The 14,892-nt window shown below is 73.3% G+C and carries 15 protein-coding genes; 1 reads left to right on the top strand and 14 read right to left on the bottom strand.

Translation table 11 applies throughout. From position 1 onward, the window contains the following. Positions 1-263 precede the first annotated feature (263 nt). The 11 genes from LUW75_RS20620 to LUW75_RS20570 all read right to left on the bottom strand — a co-directional run bounded on the left by LUW75_RS20620 (position 264) and on the right by LUW75_RS20570 (position 11,720). Positions 264-3,092: a DEAD/DEAH box helicase gene (locus LUW75_RS20620; RefSeq protein ID WP_250336941.1), complete on the bottom strand. Its 2,829-nt coding sequence runs from the start codon at positions 3,090-3,092 to the stop codon at positions 264-266. Between the two features lie 171 nt (positions 3,093-3,263). Next, a complete protein-coding gene (gene tatC / locus LUW75_RS20615) occupies positions 3,264-4,208 on the bottom strand; it encodes a twin-arginine translocase subunit TatC (RefSeq protein WP_250336940.1) in 945 nt (314 codons plus the stop codon). A 79-nt stretch (positions 4,209-4,287) separates the two neighbouring features. Then, on the bottom strand, positions 4,288-4,569 hold the full coding sequence (gene tatA, locus LUW75_RS20610) for a Sec-independent protein translocase subunit TatA (RefSeq protein ID WP_250336939.1): 282 nt from the start codon (positions 4,567-4,569) through the stop codon (positions 4,288-4,290). Between the two features lie 135 nt (positions 4,570-4,704). Then, complete coding sequence (locus LUW75_RS20605; protein ID WP_250336938.1) at positions 4,705-4,953, bottom strand: hypothetical protein; 249 nt, start codon at positions 4,951-4,953, stop codon at positions 4,705-4,707. A 19-nt stretch (positions 4,954-4,972) separates the two neighbouring features. Then, the gene (locus LUW75_RS20600) at positions 4,973-5,236 is read right to left on the bottom strand and encodes a hypothetical protein (RefSeq protein ID WP_250336937.1); all 264 of its coding nucleotides are present in this window, start codon (positions 5,234-5,236) and stop codon (positions 4,973-4,975) included. 50 nt (positions 5,237-5,286) lie between these two features. After that, entirely contained in the window at positions 5,287-6,243 is a 957-nt protein-coding gene (locus tag LUW75_RS20595) for a helix-turn-helix transcriptional regulator (protein WP_250336936.1), read from the bottom strand. Positions 6,244-6,277: 34 nt separating this feature from the next. Further along, the gene (locus tag LUW75_RS20590; RefSeq protein WP_250336935.1) at positions 6,278-7,264 is read right to left on the bottom strand and encodes a helix-turn-helix transcriptional regulator; all 987 of its coding nucleotides are present in this window, start codon (positions 7,262-7,264) and stop codon (positions 6,278-6,280) included. 197 nt (positions 7,265-7,461) lie between these two features. Then, positions 7,462-7,833 carry an FKBP-type peptidyl-prolyl cis-trans isomerase gene (locus LUW75_RS20585; protein WP_250336934.1) on the bottom strand — a complete coding sequence of 124 codons (372 nt, stop codon included), beginning with the start codon at positions 7,831-7,833 and terminating at the stop codon, positions 7,462-7,464. A 42-nt stretch (positions 7,834-7,875) separates the two neighbouring features. Further along, positions 7,876-8,859: an FKBP-type peptidyl-prolyl cis-trans isomerase gene (locus tag LUW75_RS20580; RefSeq protein WP_250336933.1), complete on the bottom strand. Its 984-nt coding sequence runs from the start codon at positions 8,857-8,859 to the stop codon at positions 7,876-7,878. A gap of 182 nt (positions 8,860-9,041) precedes the next feature. Continuing rightward, a complete protein-coding gene (pafA, locus tag LUW75_RS20575; protein ID WP_250336932.1) occupies positions 9,042-10,403 on the bottom strand; it encodes a Pup--protein ligase in 1,362 nt (453 codons plus the stop codon). Positions 10,404-10,412: 9 nt separating this feature from the next. After that, complete coding sequence (locus LUW75_RS20570) at positions 10,413-11,720, bottom strand: MFS transporter (RefSeq protein ID WP_250336931.1); 1,308 nt, start codon at positions 11,718-11,720, stop codon at positions 10,413-10,415. Between the two features lie 154 nt (positions 11,721-11,874). Between LUW75_RS20570 and LUW75_RS20565 the strand changes: the two genes are divergently transcribed. After that, entirely contained in the window at positions 11,875-12,900 is a 1,026-nt protein-coding gene (locus LUW75_RS20565; RefSeq protein ID WP_250336930.1) for a LacI family DNA-binding transcriptional regulator, read from the top strand. 66 nt (positions 12,901-12,966) lie between these two features. Here LUW75_RS20565 and prcA read toward each other — a convergent pair whose 3' ends face one another. From prcA to LUW75_RS20550, 3 genes are read right to left on the bottom strand one after another with little or no spacing between them, the layout of a single operon-like run. After that, a complete protein-coding gene (gene prcA / locus LUW75_RS20560) occupies positions 12,967-13,731 on the bottom strand; it encodes a proteasome subunit alpha (RefSeq protein ID WP_250336929.1) in 765 nt (254 codons plus the stop codon). Between the two features lie 46 nt (positions 13,732-13,777). After that, entirely contained in the window at positions 13,778-14,623 is an 846-nt protein-coding gene (gene prcB, locus LUW75_RS20555; RefSeq protein ID WP_250336928.1) for a proteasome subunit beta, read from the bottom strand. Continuing rightward, on the bottom strand, positions 14,575-14,751 hold the full coding sequence (locus tag LUW75_RS20550; protein WP_284453853.1) for an endonuclease domain-containing protein: 177 nt from the start codon (positions 14,749-14,751) through the stop codon (positions 14,575-14,577). The genes prcB and LUW75_RS20550 overlap by 49 nt, the downstream gene beginning before the upstream one ends. Positions 14,752-14,892: the final 141 nt, after the last annotated feature.

Raw genomic sequence — 14,892 nt, 5'->3', positions numbered from 1 at the left:
ACCTCCTCGCTTCCGCTCGGCACCCCCCGTCCTCGCCGGGGCGGATCCATTGTAGATAGTGCCGCTATCGGATAGCGGTACGCTCCGCTGTCCGCTCCTACCGGAGTACCCGGTGACGTCAGCCGCGTCCCTCCGCCCGCCCCGGCCGCCGTCCTGGCGGCCCTGCGCGCCCCGCCCCGGTGGCGGGCGCCGCCGGGGCGGGGCGCCCGCCCGGTGAACGGCGGGACGGCGGCGGCCGGGCTCCCACCGCCGTGCGGTGGGTGTCAGCCCACCGAGCTGTACGCGACCACGCCGCGCAGCAGCCCGTCGACGGCCTTGCGGGCGCTCCTGGCGACCGCGCCGTCCTCCTGCGGAGCGGCCGCCGCGATCTGGCCCAGCACGTCGATGACCTGCTTGCACCAGCGGACGAAGTCGCCGGCCGGCATCTCCGCCTCGCGCAGCACCTCGTCGAGGCCCTTCCCGGACGCCCACTGGTGCACCGCCCACGCGAAGCCGAGGTCCGGCTCGCGCTGCCCGACGCCCTCCGCCTGGTTGACCCGGAACTCCTCCTCCAGCGCGTCCAGCCGGCCCCAGATGCGGACCATCTCGCCCAGCGCCGCCTTCGCCCTGCCCGTCGGCACCTTCGGCGCGACCGCGTCGTCGGCCTGCCGTGCCTCGTACACCAGCGCCGACGCGCACGCGGCGAGCTCGGCGGGGCTCAGCCCCTCCCAGACGCGCTCACGCAGACACTCGCTGGCCAGCAGGTCCAGTTCGCCGTAGAGCCGGGCGAGCCGCTTGCCGTGCTCGGTCACCTCGTCGCCGCGCAGGTAGTCCAGCTCGGTCAGCAGCGCCACGATCCGGTCGAAGGTGCGGGCGATCGTGTTGGTGCGGCCCTCGATGCGCCGCTCCAGCTGCCGCGTGTCCCGCCGCAGCCGGTGGTAGCGCTCCGCCCAGCGGGCGTGGTCCTCCCGCTCGTCGCAGCCGTGGCACGGGTGCGCGCGGAGCGCGGAGCGCAGCCTCGTGATCTCCCGGTCGTCGACGGCGGCGGACCGCTGCCTGCGGTGCCGCTCCGGGACGATGTGCCCGGCCTTGGTCCGCAGCGCGGACGCCAGATCACGGCGCGACTGGGGGGAGCGCGGGTTGAACGAGCGCGGGATGCGCATCCGCTCCAACGGCTCCACCGGCACCGGGAAGTCGATCGACGCGAGCCGCTTGACCTGCCGCTCCGCCGTCAGGACCAGCGGGCGGGGCCCGTCCTGGTGGTCGAAGCCGCGGTGCCCGTTGGACCGCCCCGCGGGCAGACCGGGGTCCAGGACCAGGGCCAGTCCGGCGAACTTGCCGGTCGGCACGTGGATGACGTCGCCGGGCTTGAGCCGCTCCAGGGACGTGGCCGCCGCGGCACGCCGCTGGGCCGCGCCCTGCTTGGCCAGTTCGTTCTCCCGGTCCTTCAGCTCGCGGCGCAGCCGCGCGTACTCCTCGAAGTCCCCCAGGTGGCAGGTCATGCCCTCGCGGTAGCCCTGCAGCCCCTCCTCGTTGCGCTGGACCTGCCGGGAGATGCCGACCACCGACCGGTCCGCCTGGAACTGGGCGAACGAGGTCTCCAGCAGCTCGCGCGAACGGTGCCGGCCGAACTGGTCGACCAGGTTGACCGCCATGTTGTACGACGGCTTGAAGCTGGAGCGCAGCGGATACGTGCGCGTCCCCGCCAGCCCCGCGAGGTGCGTCGGGTCCATGCCGCGCTGCCAGAGCACCACGGCGTGGCCCTCGACGTCGATGCCGCGCCGGCCCGCACGGCCGGTGAGCTGCGTGTACTCGCCGGGGGTGATGTCGGCGTGCTGCTCGCCGTTCCACTTGACCAGCTTCTCCAGCACGACCGACCGGGCGGGCATGTTGATGCCGAGCGCCAGCGTCTCGGTGGCGAAGACCGCCTTGACCAGGCCGCGGACGAACAGCTCCTCGACGACCTCCTTGAACGTCGGCAGCATGCCGGCGTGGTGCGCGGCGATGCCCCGCTCCAGCGCCTCCAGCCACTCGTAGTACCCCAGGACGTGCAGGTCCTCGGTGGGGAGGAACGCCGTGCGCGCCTCGACGATCTCGCGGACCCGGGCGCGGGCCTCGTCGTCGTTGAGCCGCAGCCCCGCGTGGAGGCACTGCTGGACGGCGGCCTCGCAGCCGGCGCGGCTGAAGATGAACGTGATCGCCGGCAGCAGCCCCTCCGCGTCGAGGCGCTCGACGACCTCGGGCCGGCCCGGCGTCCAGATCCGCGACCGCTGGCGGCGCTCCCGCTCGCGGTCGGCCTCGCGGACCATCTTGCCCCGCCGCCGGTCGCGCGGGTTGTAGGTGCGGGAGTTCTCCATGCGGGCGAGGCGGACCAGGTCGGGGTTGACCTCGCGGCGGGTGACGCCGCGGCCGCCGTGGTCGGTCTCCTCCTCGAAGAGGTCGTAGATCCGGCGCCCGGCCAGGACGTGCTGCCACAGCGGCACGGGGCGGCTCTCGGAGACGATCACCTCCGTGTCGCCGCGCACCGTGTCGAGCCAGTCGCCGAACTCCTCCGCGTTGGAGACGGTCGCGGAGAGCGAGACGAGCGTCACGGATTCGGGGAGGTGGATGATCACTTCCTCCCACACCGCGCCGCGGAAGCGGTCGGAGAGGTAGTGCACCTCGTCCATGACCACGTAGCCCAGGCCGCGCAGGGACTGGGAGCCCGCGTAGAGCATGTTGCGGAGGACCTCGGTGGTCATCACGACCACGGGCGCGTCGGAGTTGACGCTGTTGTCGCCGGTGAGCAGGCCCACCCCGTCGGGTCCGTAGCGCTTGACGAGGTCGGCGTACTTCTGGTTGGACAGCGCCTTGATCGGCGTCGTGTAGAAGCACTTGCGGCCCTGTTCGAGGGCGAGGTGGACGGCGAACTCGCCGACGATGGTCTTGCCCGAGCCGGTCGGCGCGGCGACGAGCACGCCCTTGCCCGTCTCCAGGGCGCGGCATGCCTCGATCTGGAACGGGTCCAGTTCGAAGTCGTAGAGTGCGCGGAACGCGTGGAGCGCGGTGGCCTCCTCGGCCGCCCGGCGCCGGGCGGCCGCGTACGCTTCCGCGGGTGTGAGGTCGTCTGTCATCTTGCTATCGAGCCTACCCGCCGCCGCTGACAGTCAGCTCGGCTTTTGTTCGGCCCCGTTCGGGCGTCCACCGCCGGGCCGGCGGCGGTGTTCCCCGGACCGCGCGCGGTGGGCGGCCGGCCGCGCCGTGCCCGCGCGGCCGGCCGTTTCGCCGTGGTGGGGCGACCGGGCTCAGGTGGCGTCGTCGTAGGGGCCGGCGTGCCGGGCCGGAGCGGTGCCGACGCCCTCGCTCGGCTGCTCGGGCAGGGCGGGCGCGGCGACGGGTTCGACGGGGGCGAGCGGCTCGGGCGTGAGGTCGAGGCTGGACGCCTCGTCGTCGTCGAGCTCCGGTCCTTGCCGGCGGCGCCGGCGGCGGTCGTTGAGCAGGGCGAAGCCGACGGCCGCGAAGTACAGCGCCGTGAGCGGCACCTGGAGCGCGATCATGGACAACGGGTCGGTGGGCGTGACGATCGCCGCGAAGATCGCGATGCCCATCACCATCCCGCGCCACCAGCCGAGCATCCTCACGCCGCTGACCACGCCGCCCATGTTGAGCAGGATGAGCAGCAGCGGCAGCTGGAAGGCGAGGCCGAAGGCGAGGACCAGCTTGACGGTCATGCCGATCATGTCGTCGACGGTGATGTAGTTCACCGAACCGTCGACGCTGAAGCTGAGGAGCAGCGGCACCGCGTGCGGCAGGACCCAGTACGCGAGATAGCCGCCGGCGAGGAACAGCGGCGTGCCGAGGGCGACCGCGGAGATCGCGTACTTCTTCTCGCTCCGGTGCAGGCCCGGCGCGATGAACGCCCACAGCTGGTACAGCCAGACCGGGGCGGAGGCGATGAGGCCGGTCCCGACGCCGACCTTGACGAAGGTGGTGAAGGGGGAGGTCAGGCCCGTCTGCGAGAGCACGGCGCACTTGCTGGCCTGCGCCGCGGGATCGAACTCGCCGTGGCAGCGGGGCACGGGCAGGCTCAGGAACTCGCCGATGTCCTTGGCGAAGCACAGCGCCACGATCATCAGCGGGATGAAGGCCAGCAGGGACTTGACCAGCCGGTTGCGGAGCTCGCGCAGGTGGTCGACGAGGGGCATCCGCCCCTCGGGGTCTTTGGGCGTCTTGCGGGCAGACCTGGGCAAGCCACGTCCTTTACTCGGAGGACGGCCACCCGTCCGGGCGGCCACCCGTGTGCCTGTGGTGGGCGGCGGACCGCGGGCGTCAGCCCTGGGCGGTCCGCTTGGGCTCGTCCACGGGGCGGGCGGACGCGACGTCGCCGGGAGCGGCCTGGATGGTCCTCGGCGCGGCGGCCTGCTCGGCGGTACCCGCCTGCGACGCGCCGTCCCGGGCCGCGCCGTCGCTCTTCATGGCGGCGGCCTCGCTCTTGAGGATACGGGCGGACTTGCCGAGCGAGCGGGCCACCTCCGGCAGTTTCTTCGCGCCGAACAGCAGCACGAAGATCCCCACGACGATGGCCAGATGCCAGATACCGACCTGACCCATGTTTCCCTACCTTCTGACCGAGGTCCTGAACCGGAGCGGTGCGGACGCGTGACTCTGCGGGCCGCCCGCGCGGGCATTCATCGTAACCCTCGCCGGTGAACGGGGGCAATGCCCCGGCGTACCTCCGGGAAGGGGTCAGGGGGACGGGGTGCGGGGCGTCCCGCCCCCGCCGGCCGCGGACCGGCGGTGCGGCAGGCCGTCCCCGGCCCGCGCGAGGTGGAGCGAGGCCTTCTCCAGTTCCTCGGCGGCGCGGCCGATCCGCTCCGCGGTCCGCGCCACCTGACGGCCGAGACGCCGGACCTCGACGAACACCCGGACGCCGAGGAGGCCCAGGACGGCGGTACCGAGGAACCCCAGAGCGACGGCGAGCATGGACCAGAGCATGGGCAGAGCCTAGACCGTGTCAGGCGGTGGAGTGGAGCCGGAGCGTCCGCACCCCGCCGCCGGTGAGGAGCTCGACGATGCGCTCCCCGGCGGGTCTGCGGACGGCGGAGCCGCACTCGGGGCAGGTGAAGGAGTAGAAGGTGGTACGCCGGCTGGCGCCGATGGCCAGCCGCAGGGAGGCCGGGGACAGTTCGCACCGGGCCCGGCACTCGGGACAGGCGGCCTTGAAGAGGACCGGGTGGCGTGGCTGCGGGGTGCCGGGCAGCAGGGCCGTGTCTCCCATGGGTTCTCTCCCCTTCCGATGCGGCGTGGTTCCGGTTGCCGGGCGCGGTGTCAGTCCTGGGCACCGTACGCGGCGAGTGCCTCCCGCGCCGCGCGGCGCGCGCTCTCGGCGAGCGCCTCCGGGGAGACGATGCGCCCGTCCCGGCCGAGGCGGAGGGCCAGCCGCCGCAGCGAGGCCGGGTCGGGGGTGCGCAGGGTGATGCGCAGCCCGCCGTCGGGCAGCTCCTCGGCGCTGTCGTGCGGGTAGTACTCGGCGACCCAGCGGCCGCCGGGGCCGACCTCGACGACGACCTCGGGGTCGTCGGCGGAGGGCTGGACGAGACCTTCGGACAGGTCACGCAGCTCGATCTCCGGGGGCGCGGACGGCTCGTCGAGGATGCGGATCTCGGCCACCCGGTCCAGGCGGAAGGTGCGCCGGGCCTCGGAGAGCCGGCACCACGCCTCCATGTAGGTGTGGCCGACGGCGAACAGCCGGATCGGGTCGACCTCACGCTCCGTCAACTCGTCGCGCGCCGGGGAGTAGTAGCGCAGCCAGAGCCGGCGCCGCTCGGAGACGGCCCGGTCGACCTCCGCGAAGACGCCGCCCTCGGACTCGAAGGTGACCGACAGCCGGGAGCTGGCGCCGGCCGCCTCCCCCGCGGCGGCCTCCAGTTTGGCGGTGGCGCGCAGCAGGGCCTCGCGGTCGCCCTCCCGGAGGCCGGGCAGGGTGGCGACGGCGCGGGCGGCGACGAGCAGGGCGGTGGCCTCGTCGGCGGCGATGCGCAGCGGCTCGGCCACGTCGTCGGGGTTGTGCCACCAGATCCGCTCGCCGTCGGTGTCGATGTCGAGCAGGTCGCCGCCGCGGAAGCTGGTGCCGCACATGGGCAGGACGTCGAGGTCGGCGATCAGCTCGGCCTCGGTGATGCCGAAGGCGCGGGCCACGTCCCCGACGTGGGCGCCGGGGCGTTCCCGCAGGTAGGTCACCAGGGAGAGCATCCGCCTGGTCTGGTCGATCGCGTTGGTGGCCATCGCTCGTCCGTCCTCTTTCCCCGGCGTCCGCCGGTCAGCTGCCCTCGGCGACGGCGCGCAGCCGGTCCACCACGTCGGCGCGGAGGTCCGCCGGTTCCCGTACGACGACGTCGGGTCCGAATTCGGCGAGCCAGGCGTCCAGGCCGTGCCCGTACGGGATCTCCAGCTCGTCCCAGCCGTCGCCGAGGTCCCGCACGGCCAGGGCCCGGGCGCGCAGCGGATAGCCGCAGTCGGCGCGCAGCCGGATCAGCGCCGTGCGGGTGGCGCTCTCGCCCGCCCAGCGCTCCACGGCCTCGCGGACGGTGGAGACGTCCGGGACGGGCGCGGTGAAGGCACCGGCGCGGGAGCGGACCCTGCCGGTGATCCGGGAGAGCCGGAAGACGCGCTCGGCACCGCGGTCCCGGTCCCAGCCGGCGAGGTACCAGTGACCGCGCCAGCACTCCAGGGTCCAGGGCTCGACGTGCCGGGTCTCGGCGCGGGCGGCGTTGGACTTGCGGTACTCGAAGACGACGGGCCGGCGGTCGCGGCAGGCGAGCATCAGCGGCTCGAAGGCGGCCTCGCGGACCGGGATGCGCGGTTCTAGGGCGCCGGGCCGGTCGTCGTAGGGGTCCTCCGCCTCCGGCATGCCGGCGGCGCGGAGCTTCTGCAGGGCGCCGCTGGCGGCTCCGGCGAGGCGGGCCTGCTGCCAGACCTTGGCGGCGAGGCCGAGGGCGGCGGCCTCTTCGGCGTCCAGTTGGATGGGCGGCAGGCGGTTGGAGTCCCGGCGGGCGAGGTAGCCGGTCTCGCCGTCCAGGTTCTCCACCGTCTCGATGACCAGTCCGAGTTCGCGCAGGTCGTCCTTGTCGCGCTCGAACATGCGGTTGAAGGAGTCGTCGGTCGGGGAGGGCCCGCCGTCGCCGAGGCCGAACGCCTCGACGTACGCCTCGATGGAGCCGCGCAGCTCGCGCTTGGTGAGCGGCCGCCGCGTGCCCAGCAGGCACAGCGCGAGATTCATCAGCCGCTCGGCCTTGGCAATGGCCATCGACGCCCAGCACCTCTTCGTATGGATTCCCTGTCGCCCGATGACCGTACCGCTCCGGGCGCGCGCGGCCAAAGTCGCGCCGGCCTGCGGGCCCGTCCCGTCCGCGGGGCGGGCCCGCCCGCCCGCCCCGCCCGCCCGGAGCCGGGGCGGGGCCCGCACCGGTGGAGGTGCGCGCCCCCTTCACGTGCGGGGCCGGATCAGACCGCGACGAGGTCGCAGACGAAGATCAGCGTCTCGCCCGGCTTGATCTTGCCGCCGGCGCCGCGGTCCCCGTAGGCCAGGTGCGGCGGGATGGTCAGCTGGCGGCGGCCACCGACCTTCATGCCCTGGACGCCCTGGTCCCAGCCGGGGATGACCTGGCCGACGCCGAGCTGGAACTGCAGCGGCGTCCCGCGGTTCCAGGAGGCGTCGAACTCCTCGCCGGAGGAGAAGGACACACCGACGTAGTGGACCTTCACCACATCGCCGGCCTTGGCCTCGGCGCCGTCGCCGACCCAGATGTCCTTGACCTCCAGATCCGCCGGCGGCTCGCCACCCGGGAAGTCGACCTCGGGCTTGTCGATGCTCACGTCAGTGCTCCTGTTGATCGTTTGTGCACAACCCGCACAGTCTTACACCTTCGCCAGGATGTCGAGCGTGAAGACCAGCGTGGAGTTGGCGGGGATCTTCTCGGAGGCCTGGTCGCCGTAGCCCTTGTCCGGGGGCACGACCAGCATGACGCGGCTGCCGACCTTCTTGCCGGCGAGGCCCTCCTGCCAGCCCTTGATCAGCTGCTGGAGCGAGAAGGCGGCGAGTTCCTGCCGGGAGTAGCTGGAGTCGAACTCCTTGCCGCCGTTCCACAGCACGCCCTTGTACTGGAGCAGCAGCTTGTCGGTCGGCTGCACCTCCTCGCCGTCGCCCTCCAGGACGTACTTCGCCACGAGCTTCTTCGGCGCGGCGGTCTTCGGGACGGTGATGGCGGGCGCCTTGCCGTCCGTGTTCGTCCCGACCTTCGGGAGGGCCGCGTCGTCCTGCGGGACCTCCTCGCCCTTGACGGAGGACCTGCCGTTGAAGGTCTCCTCGACGTCGATGACGAAGACCATGGTGTCCGTGCCCTTGATGCCGTCGCGGCCCTGCGAGCCGTAGCCCAGGGCCGGCGGGACGGCCATCTCGACGCGGCTTCCCGCCTTCCGGCCGGCCAGGCCGAGGCGCCAGCCGTCGATGATCGCGCCCTGCTGGAGCTGGATGACGAGCGGCTGCTTGCGGTCGTACGAGTTGTCGAAGACCTTCGCCGTGTCCCAGATCTGGCCCAGGTAGTGAGCCCGGACGTAGTCGCCCTCGGCGACCGCCGCGCCGGAGCCGGCGATGACCGTCTTCACGGCCAGGTCGGTGGACGGCTTGCCGGAGCCCTTGGCCACGGTCGGCTTCTCGCCGAACTTCGCGCCGCCCGTGATGGCGGGCAGCGGCCCGTCCACGATCTTCGCGGACGCGCCCGGCTCCGGTGCCGACGGGCTCTCGGCGACCCGGTCCTTGTCCTGGTCTGACTTTTCGTCACCGCAGGCCGACAGGGTGAGCAGGCCGGCGGGCACGGCGAGGAGGAGGGAGCGACGACGCACGGGAAGCCTCGTATCTGGTCGGGGACCGATCTTGCGGTTGGGTGCGCGCCACTCTACGACGTGCGGGAGGCGCCGCACGAGGAGTGTGCGCCCCCGTGGCGCTTCCCCGACCGTGGGCGGCCGCCCACGCGTCGGGCCCCGCACCGGGCGTTCCGGTGCGGGGCCCGACGCGCCGGGCGCGCTCACATACCGGCGATGAGCTTCTCCACCCGGTCGTCGACCGACCGGAACGGGTCCTTGCAGAGCACGGTGCGCTGCGCCTGGTCGTTCAGCTTCAGGTGCACCCAGTCCACCGTGAAGTCCCGGCGCTGCTCCTGGGCCCGCCGGATGAAGTCGCCGCGCAGTCGTGCCCGGGTGGTCTGCGGCGGCACCGACTTGCCCTCGAAGATCTTCAGGTCGTTGCAGACCCGGGCCGTCCGGCCCTTCCTCTCCAGCAGGTAGTACAGGCCCCGCCGACGGTGGATGTCGTGGTACGCGAGGTCTATCTGCGCGATCCTCGGATGCGACATGGTCATGTCGTGCTTGGCCCGGTACCGCTCCAGCAGCTTGTACTTGATGACCCAGTCGATCTCGGTGTCGACCCGGTCCAGGTCCTCCGTCTCGATCGCCTCCAGTGTGCGGCCCCACAGCTCCAGGACCCGCGCCGCCGTGCCCGTGCGAAGGCCCCGCCGGTCGACGAAGTCGGCCGCCTTCTCGTAGTACTCGCGCTGCACCTCCAGCGCGGACGCCTCCCGGCCGCTGGCCAGGCGGACCTTGCGCCGGCCGGTGATGTCGTGGCTGACCTCGCGGATCGCCCGGATCGGGTTCTCCAGGGTGAGGTCCCGCATGACCGTCCCGGCCTCGATCATCCGCAGCACCAGGTCGGTCGCGCCGACCTTCAGCAGCGTCGTCGTCTCCGACATGTTGGAGTCGCCGACGATGACGTGCAGCCGCCGGTAGCGCTCGGCGTCGGCGTGGGGCTCGTCGCGCGTGTTGATGATCGGACGGGAGCGGGTCGTCGCCGAGCTGACGCCCTCCCAGATGTGCTCCGCGCGCTGGCTGACGCAGTACACGGCGCCGCGCGGGGTCTGCAGCACCTTGCCCGCGCCGCACACCAGTTGGCGGGTGACGAGGAACGGGATGAGGATGTCCGCGAGCCGCGAGAACTCCCCGTGCCGCGCCACGAGGTAGTTCTCGTGGCAGCCGTAGGAGTTTCCCGCCGAGTCGGTGTTGTTCTTGAAGAGGTAGACGTCGCCCGCGATCCCCTCCTCGTGCAGGCGGCGTTCGGCGTCCATGAGCAGACCTTCGAGAATGCGCTCGCCCGCCTTGTCGTGCGTGACCAGCTCGGTCACGTTGTCGCATTCCGGCGTCGCGTATTCCGGATGCGAACCCACGTCGAGGTAGAGGCGGGCGCCGTTCCGCAGGAAGACGTTGCTGCTGCGGCCCCATGACACGACACGGCGGAAGAGGTAGCGCGCCACTTCGTCAGGAGACAGTCGGCGCTGTCCCCTGAACGTGCACGTGACGCCGTACTCGTTCTCCAGCCCGAAAATGCGGCGGTCCATGACAGAACATTACGCCCGACGGCTCTCGATGAAACCGGGTTCGACGGCACCGCTTCCACCGTTTTCCGACGCGGGCGCCGTTTTCCCCGCCTCCGGCCGGCTCCCCGCCCCCGTCTGCGGCCCCTCCGGCCCCGGCGGGGCGGCCAGCACCCGCCGGGCCGCCACCAGCACCAGGAGCGCCGCCGCCCCGCCGGCCCCGGCCACCGCGAAGCTCCAGGGCACGCCCGCCAGCTCGACCGCCGGACCCGCCGTGGCCGTCCCCGCCGCGGCGCCGACCCCGAACGCCGTCACCAGCCACGAGAACGCCTCCGTCACCGTGCCGCGCAGCGCGTGCCGGTCCACGACGACGAACGCGCAGGCGATGGCCGGCGCCAGGAAGACGCCCGCCACGGCGGCCAGCACCGCCATGGGGACCACACCGGGCACCAGCACCAACGGCAGGTAGCCCAGTGCCAGCAGTCCCACCAGCAGGCGCAGCCGCGCCTCGGGCTCCCCCGCCCACGACCGCGCCCCGTACACGAGCCCGCCGGCGAGCGCGCCGAGCCCCAGCGCCGCCAGCAGCGCCCCGTACACGGTGTCGCCCCCGTTCAGGTCCGCGTACGCCAGCGCGGCCACCGTGATCGATCCCATCGCCAGGCCGACGAAGAAGAACGCCGCCAGCAGCGCGAGCAGCCCGGGCGACCGCAGCGCCCCCAGCCAGTGCGCCTCGCGCGGCTCCGAGCGCCACGCGCGCGAGGGGGCCGAAACGACCACGGACAGGGCGCCCAGGACGCCCGCCGCGTTGACCACCAGCAGCGCCGCCGCCGGCGACCGGAGCCACACCAGGACGGTCACGAGCAGCGGGCCGACCGTGAACATGACCTCCTGCGCCACGGCGTCCAGGGCGTACGCGCGGTGCACCCGGTCCCCGCTCCCCAGGACGCTCGGCCACAGCGCGCGCAGTCCGCCCTCGAGCGGCGGGGTGAAGAACCCGGCCACCGCCACCGCGGCGAACGCCGCCGGCAGCGACCCGATCCCGGCCACCGCCAGCCACACCGCCCCCAGCGCCGACACCAGGGCCGCCGGCAGCTGCACCCGCGGCTGGCCGTGGAGGTCGACGGCCCGCCCCAGCAGCGGCTGGCCCGCCGCCGTCGCCAGCCCGTACACGGCGGCCAGGGCCCCGGCGAGGCTGTAGCCGCCGCCCTCCGCGCGCGTGAACATCGCGATCGCGAGGTGGGCCGTGCCGTTCGGGAGCCGGCCGACCAGCGTGCCGACCAGCAGCCGCAGCGCGTGCGGAGCCCTGAGTATGTCGGCGTACCCGCCGCCCGCCGCAGCCATCGCCCGCTCCTCCTCCCCGGCCCGTGCCGGGGTTTTACGTATAACTTCCCTCGTCATACGTACCATGTCGGCATCCGCGGATCCACCCGCGCACCCGGCCGACCGTCCCGCACCGGCGCGGCGGCCCCGGAAGAACCCACGGAGGCGGACGCGCGTGAAGGCTCCGGAACCACTCGGCGGGCCCCGCCCCACCAGCCGCGACGTCGCCGGCGCGGCCGGCGTCTCCCAGGCCACCGTCTCCCTCGTGATGGGCGGCAAGTGGCACGGCCGCGTCTCCGAGCGCACCGCCGAGCTCGTCCGCGACACGGCCCGTCGGCTCGGCTATCGCCCCAACCTCGCCGCCCGCAACCTCCGGCTGGGCCGCACCCGCACCGTGCTCCTCGTCGTCCCGGCCCTCACCAACGAGTTCTTCGCACGCGTCCACGCGGGCGCCTCGGCCGTCGCCGCCCGCCACGGTTTCGGTGTGGTCCTCTACCCCTCCCCGCAGGGGATCGGTCCGGCCAGGGACCCCTTCGCGTCCGCCCGTGCGGCCCTCGACGGCGTCATCGCCTCGTCCATGGCCGCCGACGCCCTCGGCGCCTTCCGCGACCCGGACCTGCCACTCGTGATGCTCGACAGCGACCCCGCCGACCCGGGCTCCGCCGCGCAGGTCAACCTCGACATCGCCGACGGTATGCGCCGGGTGGCGGACCACCTCCTCGCCCTCGGCCACCGCCGTTTCGCCCATCTGGCGTCCGCCGTGCCCTCCTGGACCTTCGACGTGCGCGCCCGGGCGCTCGCCGCCGCCCTCGCCCACCGCCGCGACGCCGCCGTGCGCACCTTCCCCACGCCCCTGGACGTGTCCGGCGCACGCGGGGCCGCCGCGCTCGCCCTCACCGCGCCGGGCCCCCGCCCCACCGCCCTCGTCTGCGACGACGACCTCATCGCGGCCGGCGCGTGCAAGGCCGTACGCCGCCTCGGCCTGCGCGTCCCCGAGGACGTGTCGGTCACCGGCTTCGACGACCTGGCCCTCGCCACCGCCGTCGAACCGGAGCTCACCACCGTCGCCCTCCCCGCCGAACGGGTCGGGGAGCGCGGCATGGAGGCCCTCCTCGCCGTCCTCGACGGCCGCACCCCACCCCGCGGGAACCTGCCCGTCGCGCTGCGGGTACGGGCCTCCACCGCCCCGCCGCCCGGCTGACGCACGGCGAAGGCCCCGGTCCGCCGCCGGAGGGCGGACCGGGGCCGGGGAACCACCGGGCGGCGCCTACCCCTCGGAGCCCTCCGGGTCCTCGGCGTCGTCCGCGGCGTCCGTGGGAGCCGTCGCCGGCTCCTGGGCCGCCAGCAGTCGCACCAGCTGTCGGCCCGTGATCCGCCGGAACTTCCGCGACTGCGGGCGCGTGCGGTCCAGCACGGCCACCTCCAGGCGCTCCGCGGGAATCTCCCGCTCGCTGCCGCTGGTGTCCCGCGACAGGGCCTGCACCGCAAGCTTCAGCGCCTCCGCCAACGACATCCCGTCACGGTGCCGCTGGTCCAGGAAGCTGCTGATCTGCTCGGCGTTGCCGCCGACGGCCACCGAACCGTGCTCGTCCACGATCGAGCCGTCGTGCGGCAGCCGGTAGATCTGGTCGCCCTCCGGCGACGTGCCGACCTCGGCGACGACCAGCTCCACCTCGTACGGCTTCTCGCCGACGCTGGAGAAGATCGTGCCGAGCGTCTGCGCGTACACGTTCGCCAGTCCGCGCGCCGTCACGTCGTCGCGGTCGTAGGTGTAGCCGCGCAGGTCCGCGTAGCGCACGCCGCCGATCCGCAGGTTCTCGTACTCGTTGTACTTGCCGGCGGCGGCGAAGCCGATCCGGTCGTAGATCTCGCTGAACTTGTGCAGCGCGCGGGACGGGTTCTCGCCGACGAAGACGATGCCGTCGGCGTACTGCATCACGACGAGGCTCCGGCCCCGCGCGATGCCCTTGCGGGCGTACTCCGCCCGGTCGGCCATGGCCTGCTGGGGTGAGACGTAGAACGGCGTCGACACCGGCTATCCGTGCCTTTCTGTCAGTGGCGGGAACATCGGGGCAACCTCAGAGCAGCTCGGCGCGTGGACCGTCCGGCTGGTCCATCCGGCGCTCCAGCACCGCGCGCGACACGTCCGACGCCTCCGCCTCCGCCAGCCGGCGGAAACCGTCCTCGGTGATCACCGTGACGATCGGGTAGATGCGGCGCGCCACGTCGGGCCCGCCCGTCGCCGAGTCGTCGTCCGCCGCGTCGTACAGCGCCTGCACCACCAGCGTCACGGCCTGCTGCTCGGTGAGGTCCTCGCGGTAGAGCTTCTTCATCGACCCGCGCGCGAACAGCGAACCGGAACCCGTCGCCGCGAACCCCTGCTCCTCGGAGCGCCCGCCCGTGACGTCGTAGGAGAAGATCCGGCCCTTCTCGCGGTCCACGTCCCAGCCGGCGAACAGCGGGACCACGGCAAGGCCCTGCATGGCCATGCCGAGATTGCCGCGGATCATCGTGGAGAGCCGGTTCGCCTTGCCCTCCAGGGAGAGCTGGGCGCCCTCGACCTTCTCGAAGTGCTCCAGTTCCAGCTGGAACAGCTTCACCATCTCCACGGCGAGGCCCGCCGTGCCGGCGATGCCCACGGCCGAGTACTCGTCGGCCGGGAAGACCTTCTCGATGTCGCGCTGCGCGATCATGTTGCCCATGGTGGCGCGCCGGTCCCCGGCGAGGACCACGCCCCCGGGGAACGCGGCGGCGACGATCGTCGTGCCGTGCGGGGCCTCGACCGCGCCCTGCACCGCGGGCAGCGTCCGGCGCCCGGGGAGCAGCTCCGGAGAGTGCTCGGCGAGGAAGTCCATGAAGGACGAGGACCCGGGCGTCAGGAAGGCAGCCGGCAGACGCCCGGTGCCACGGGTGTTTGCTTCCACGAGTTCCCCTCCACATATGCGGCGGCCCGCCTGATGACACCGGGGTCATCTCTCGGCTTGCCGATGGCCGGATTGCAGTTGAAGCACAGTACGCCAGGGACCCTACCCGGAGCAGGGTGAAGATCCACATCCCGCCGGGGGGCGGCCGGGCGGACCCGGCGGCGGCCCTTCCGGGACCACGGCTCCCGGCCGTCCGCGGGCGAGCGCCGCGCGCGGCACGGTCCCGCCGCACCGCACACGGCGCTCCGCCTCCCCCGCTCCCGGCCCGC

This window comes from Streptomyces sp. MRC013, from assembly GCF_023614235.1.
Lineage (GTDB): Bacteria > Actinomycetota > Actinomycetes > Streptomycetales > Streptomycetaceae > Streptomyces.
This window is presented reverse-complemented; position numbering and strand designations above follow the sequence as displayed.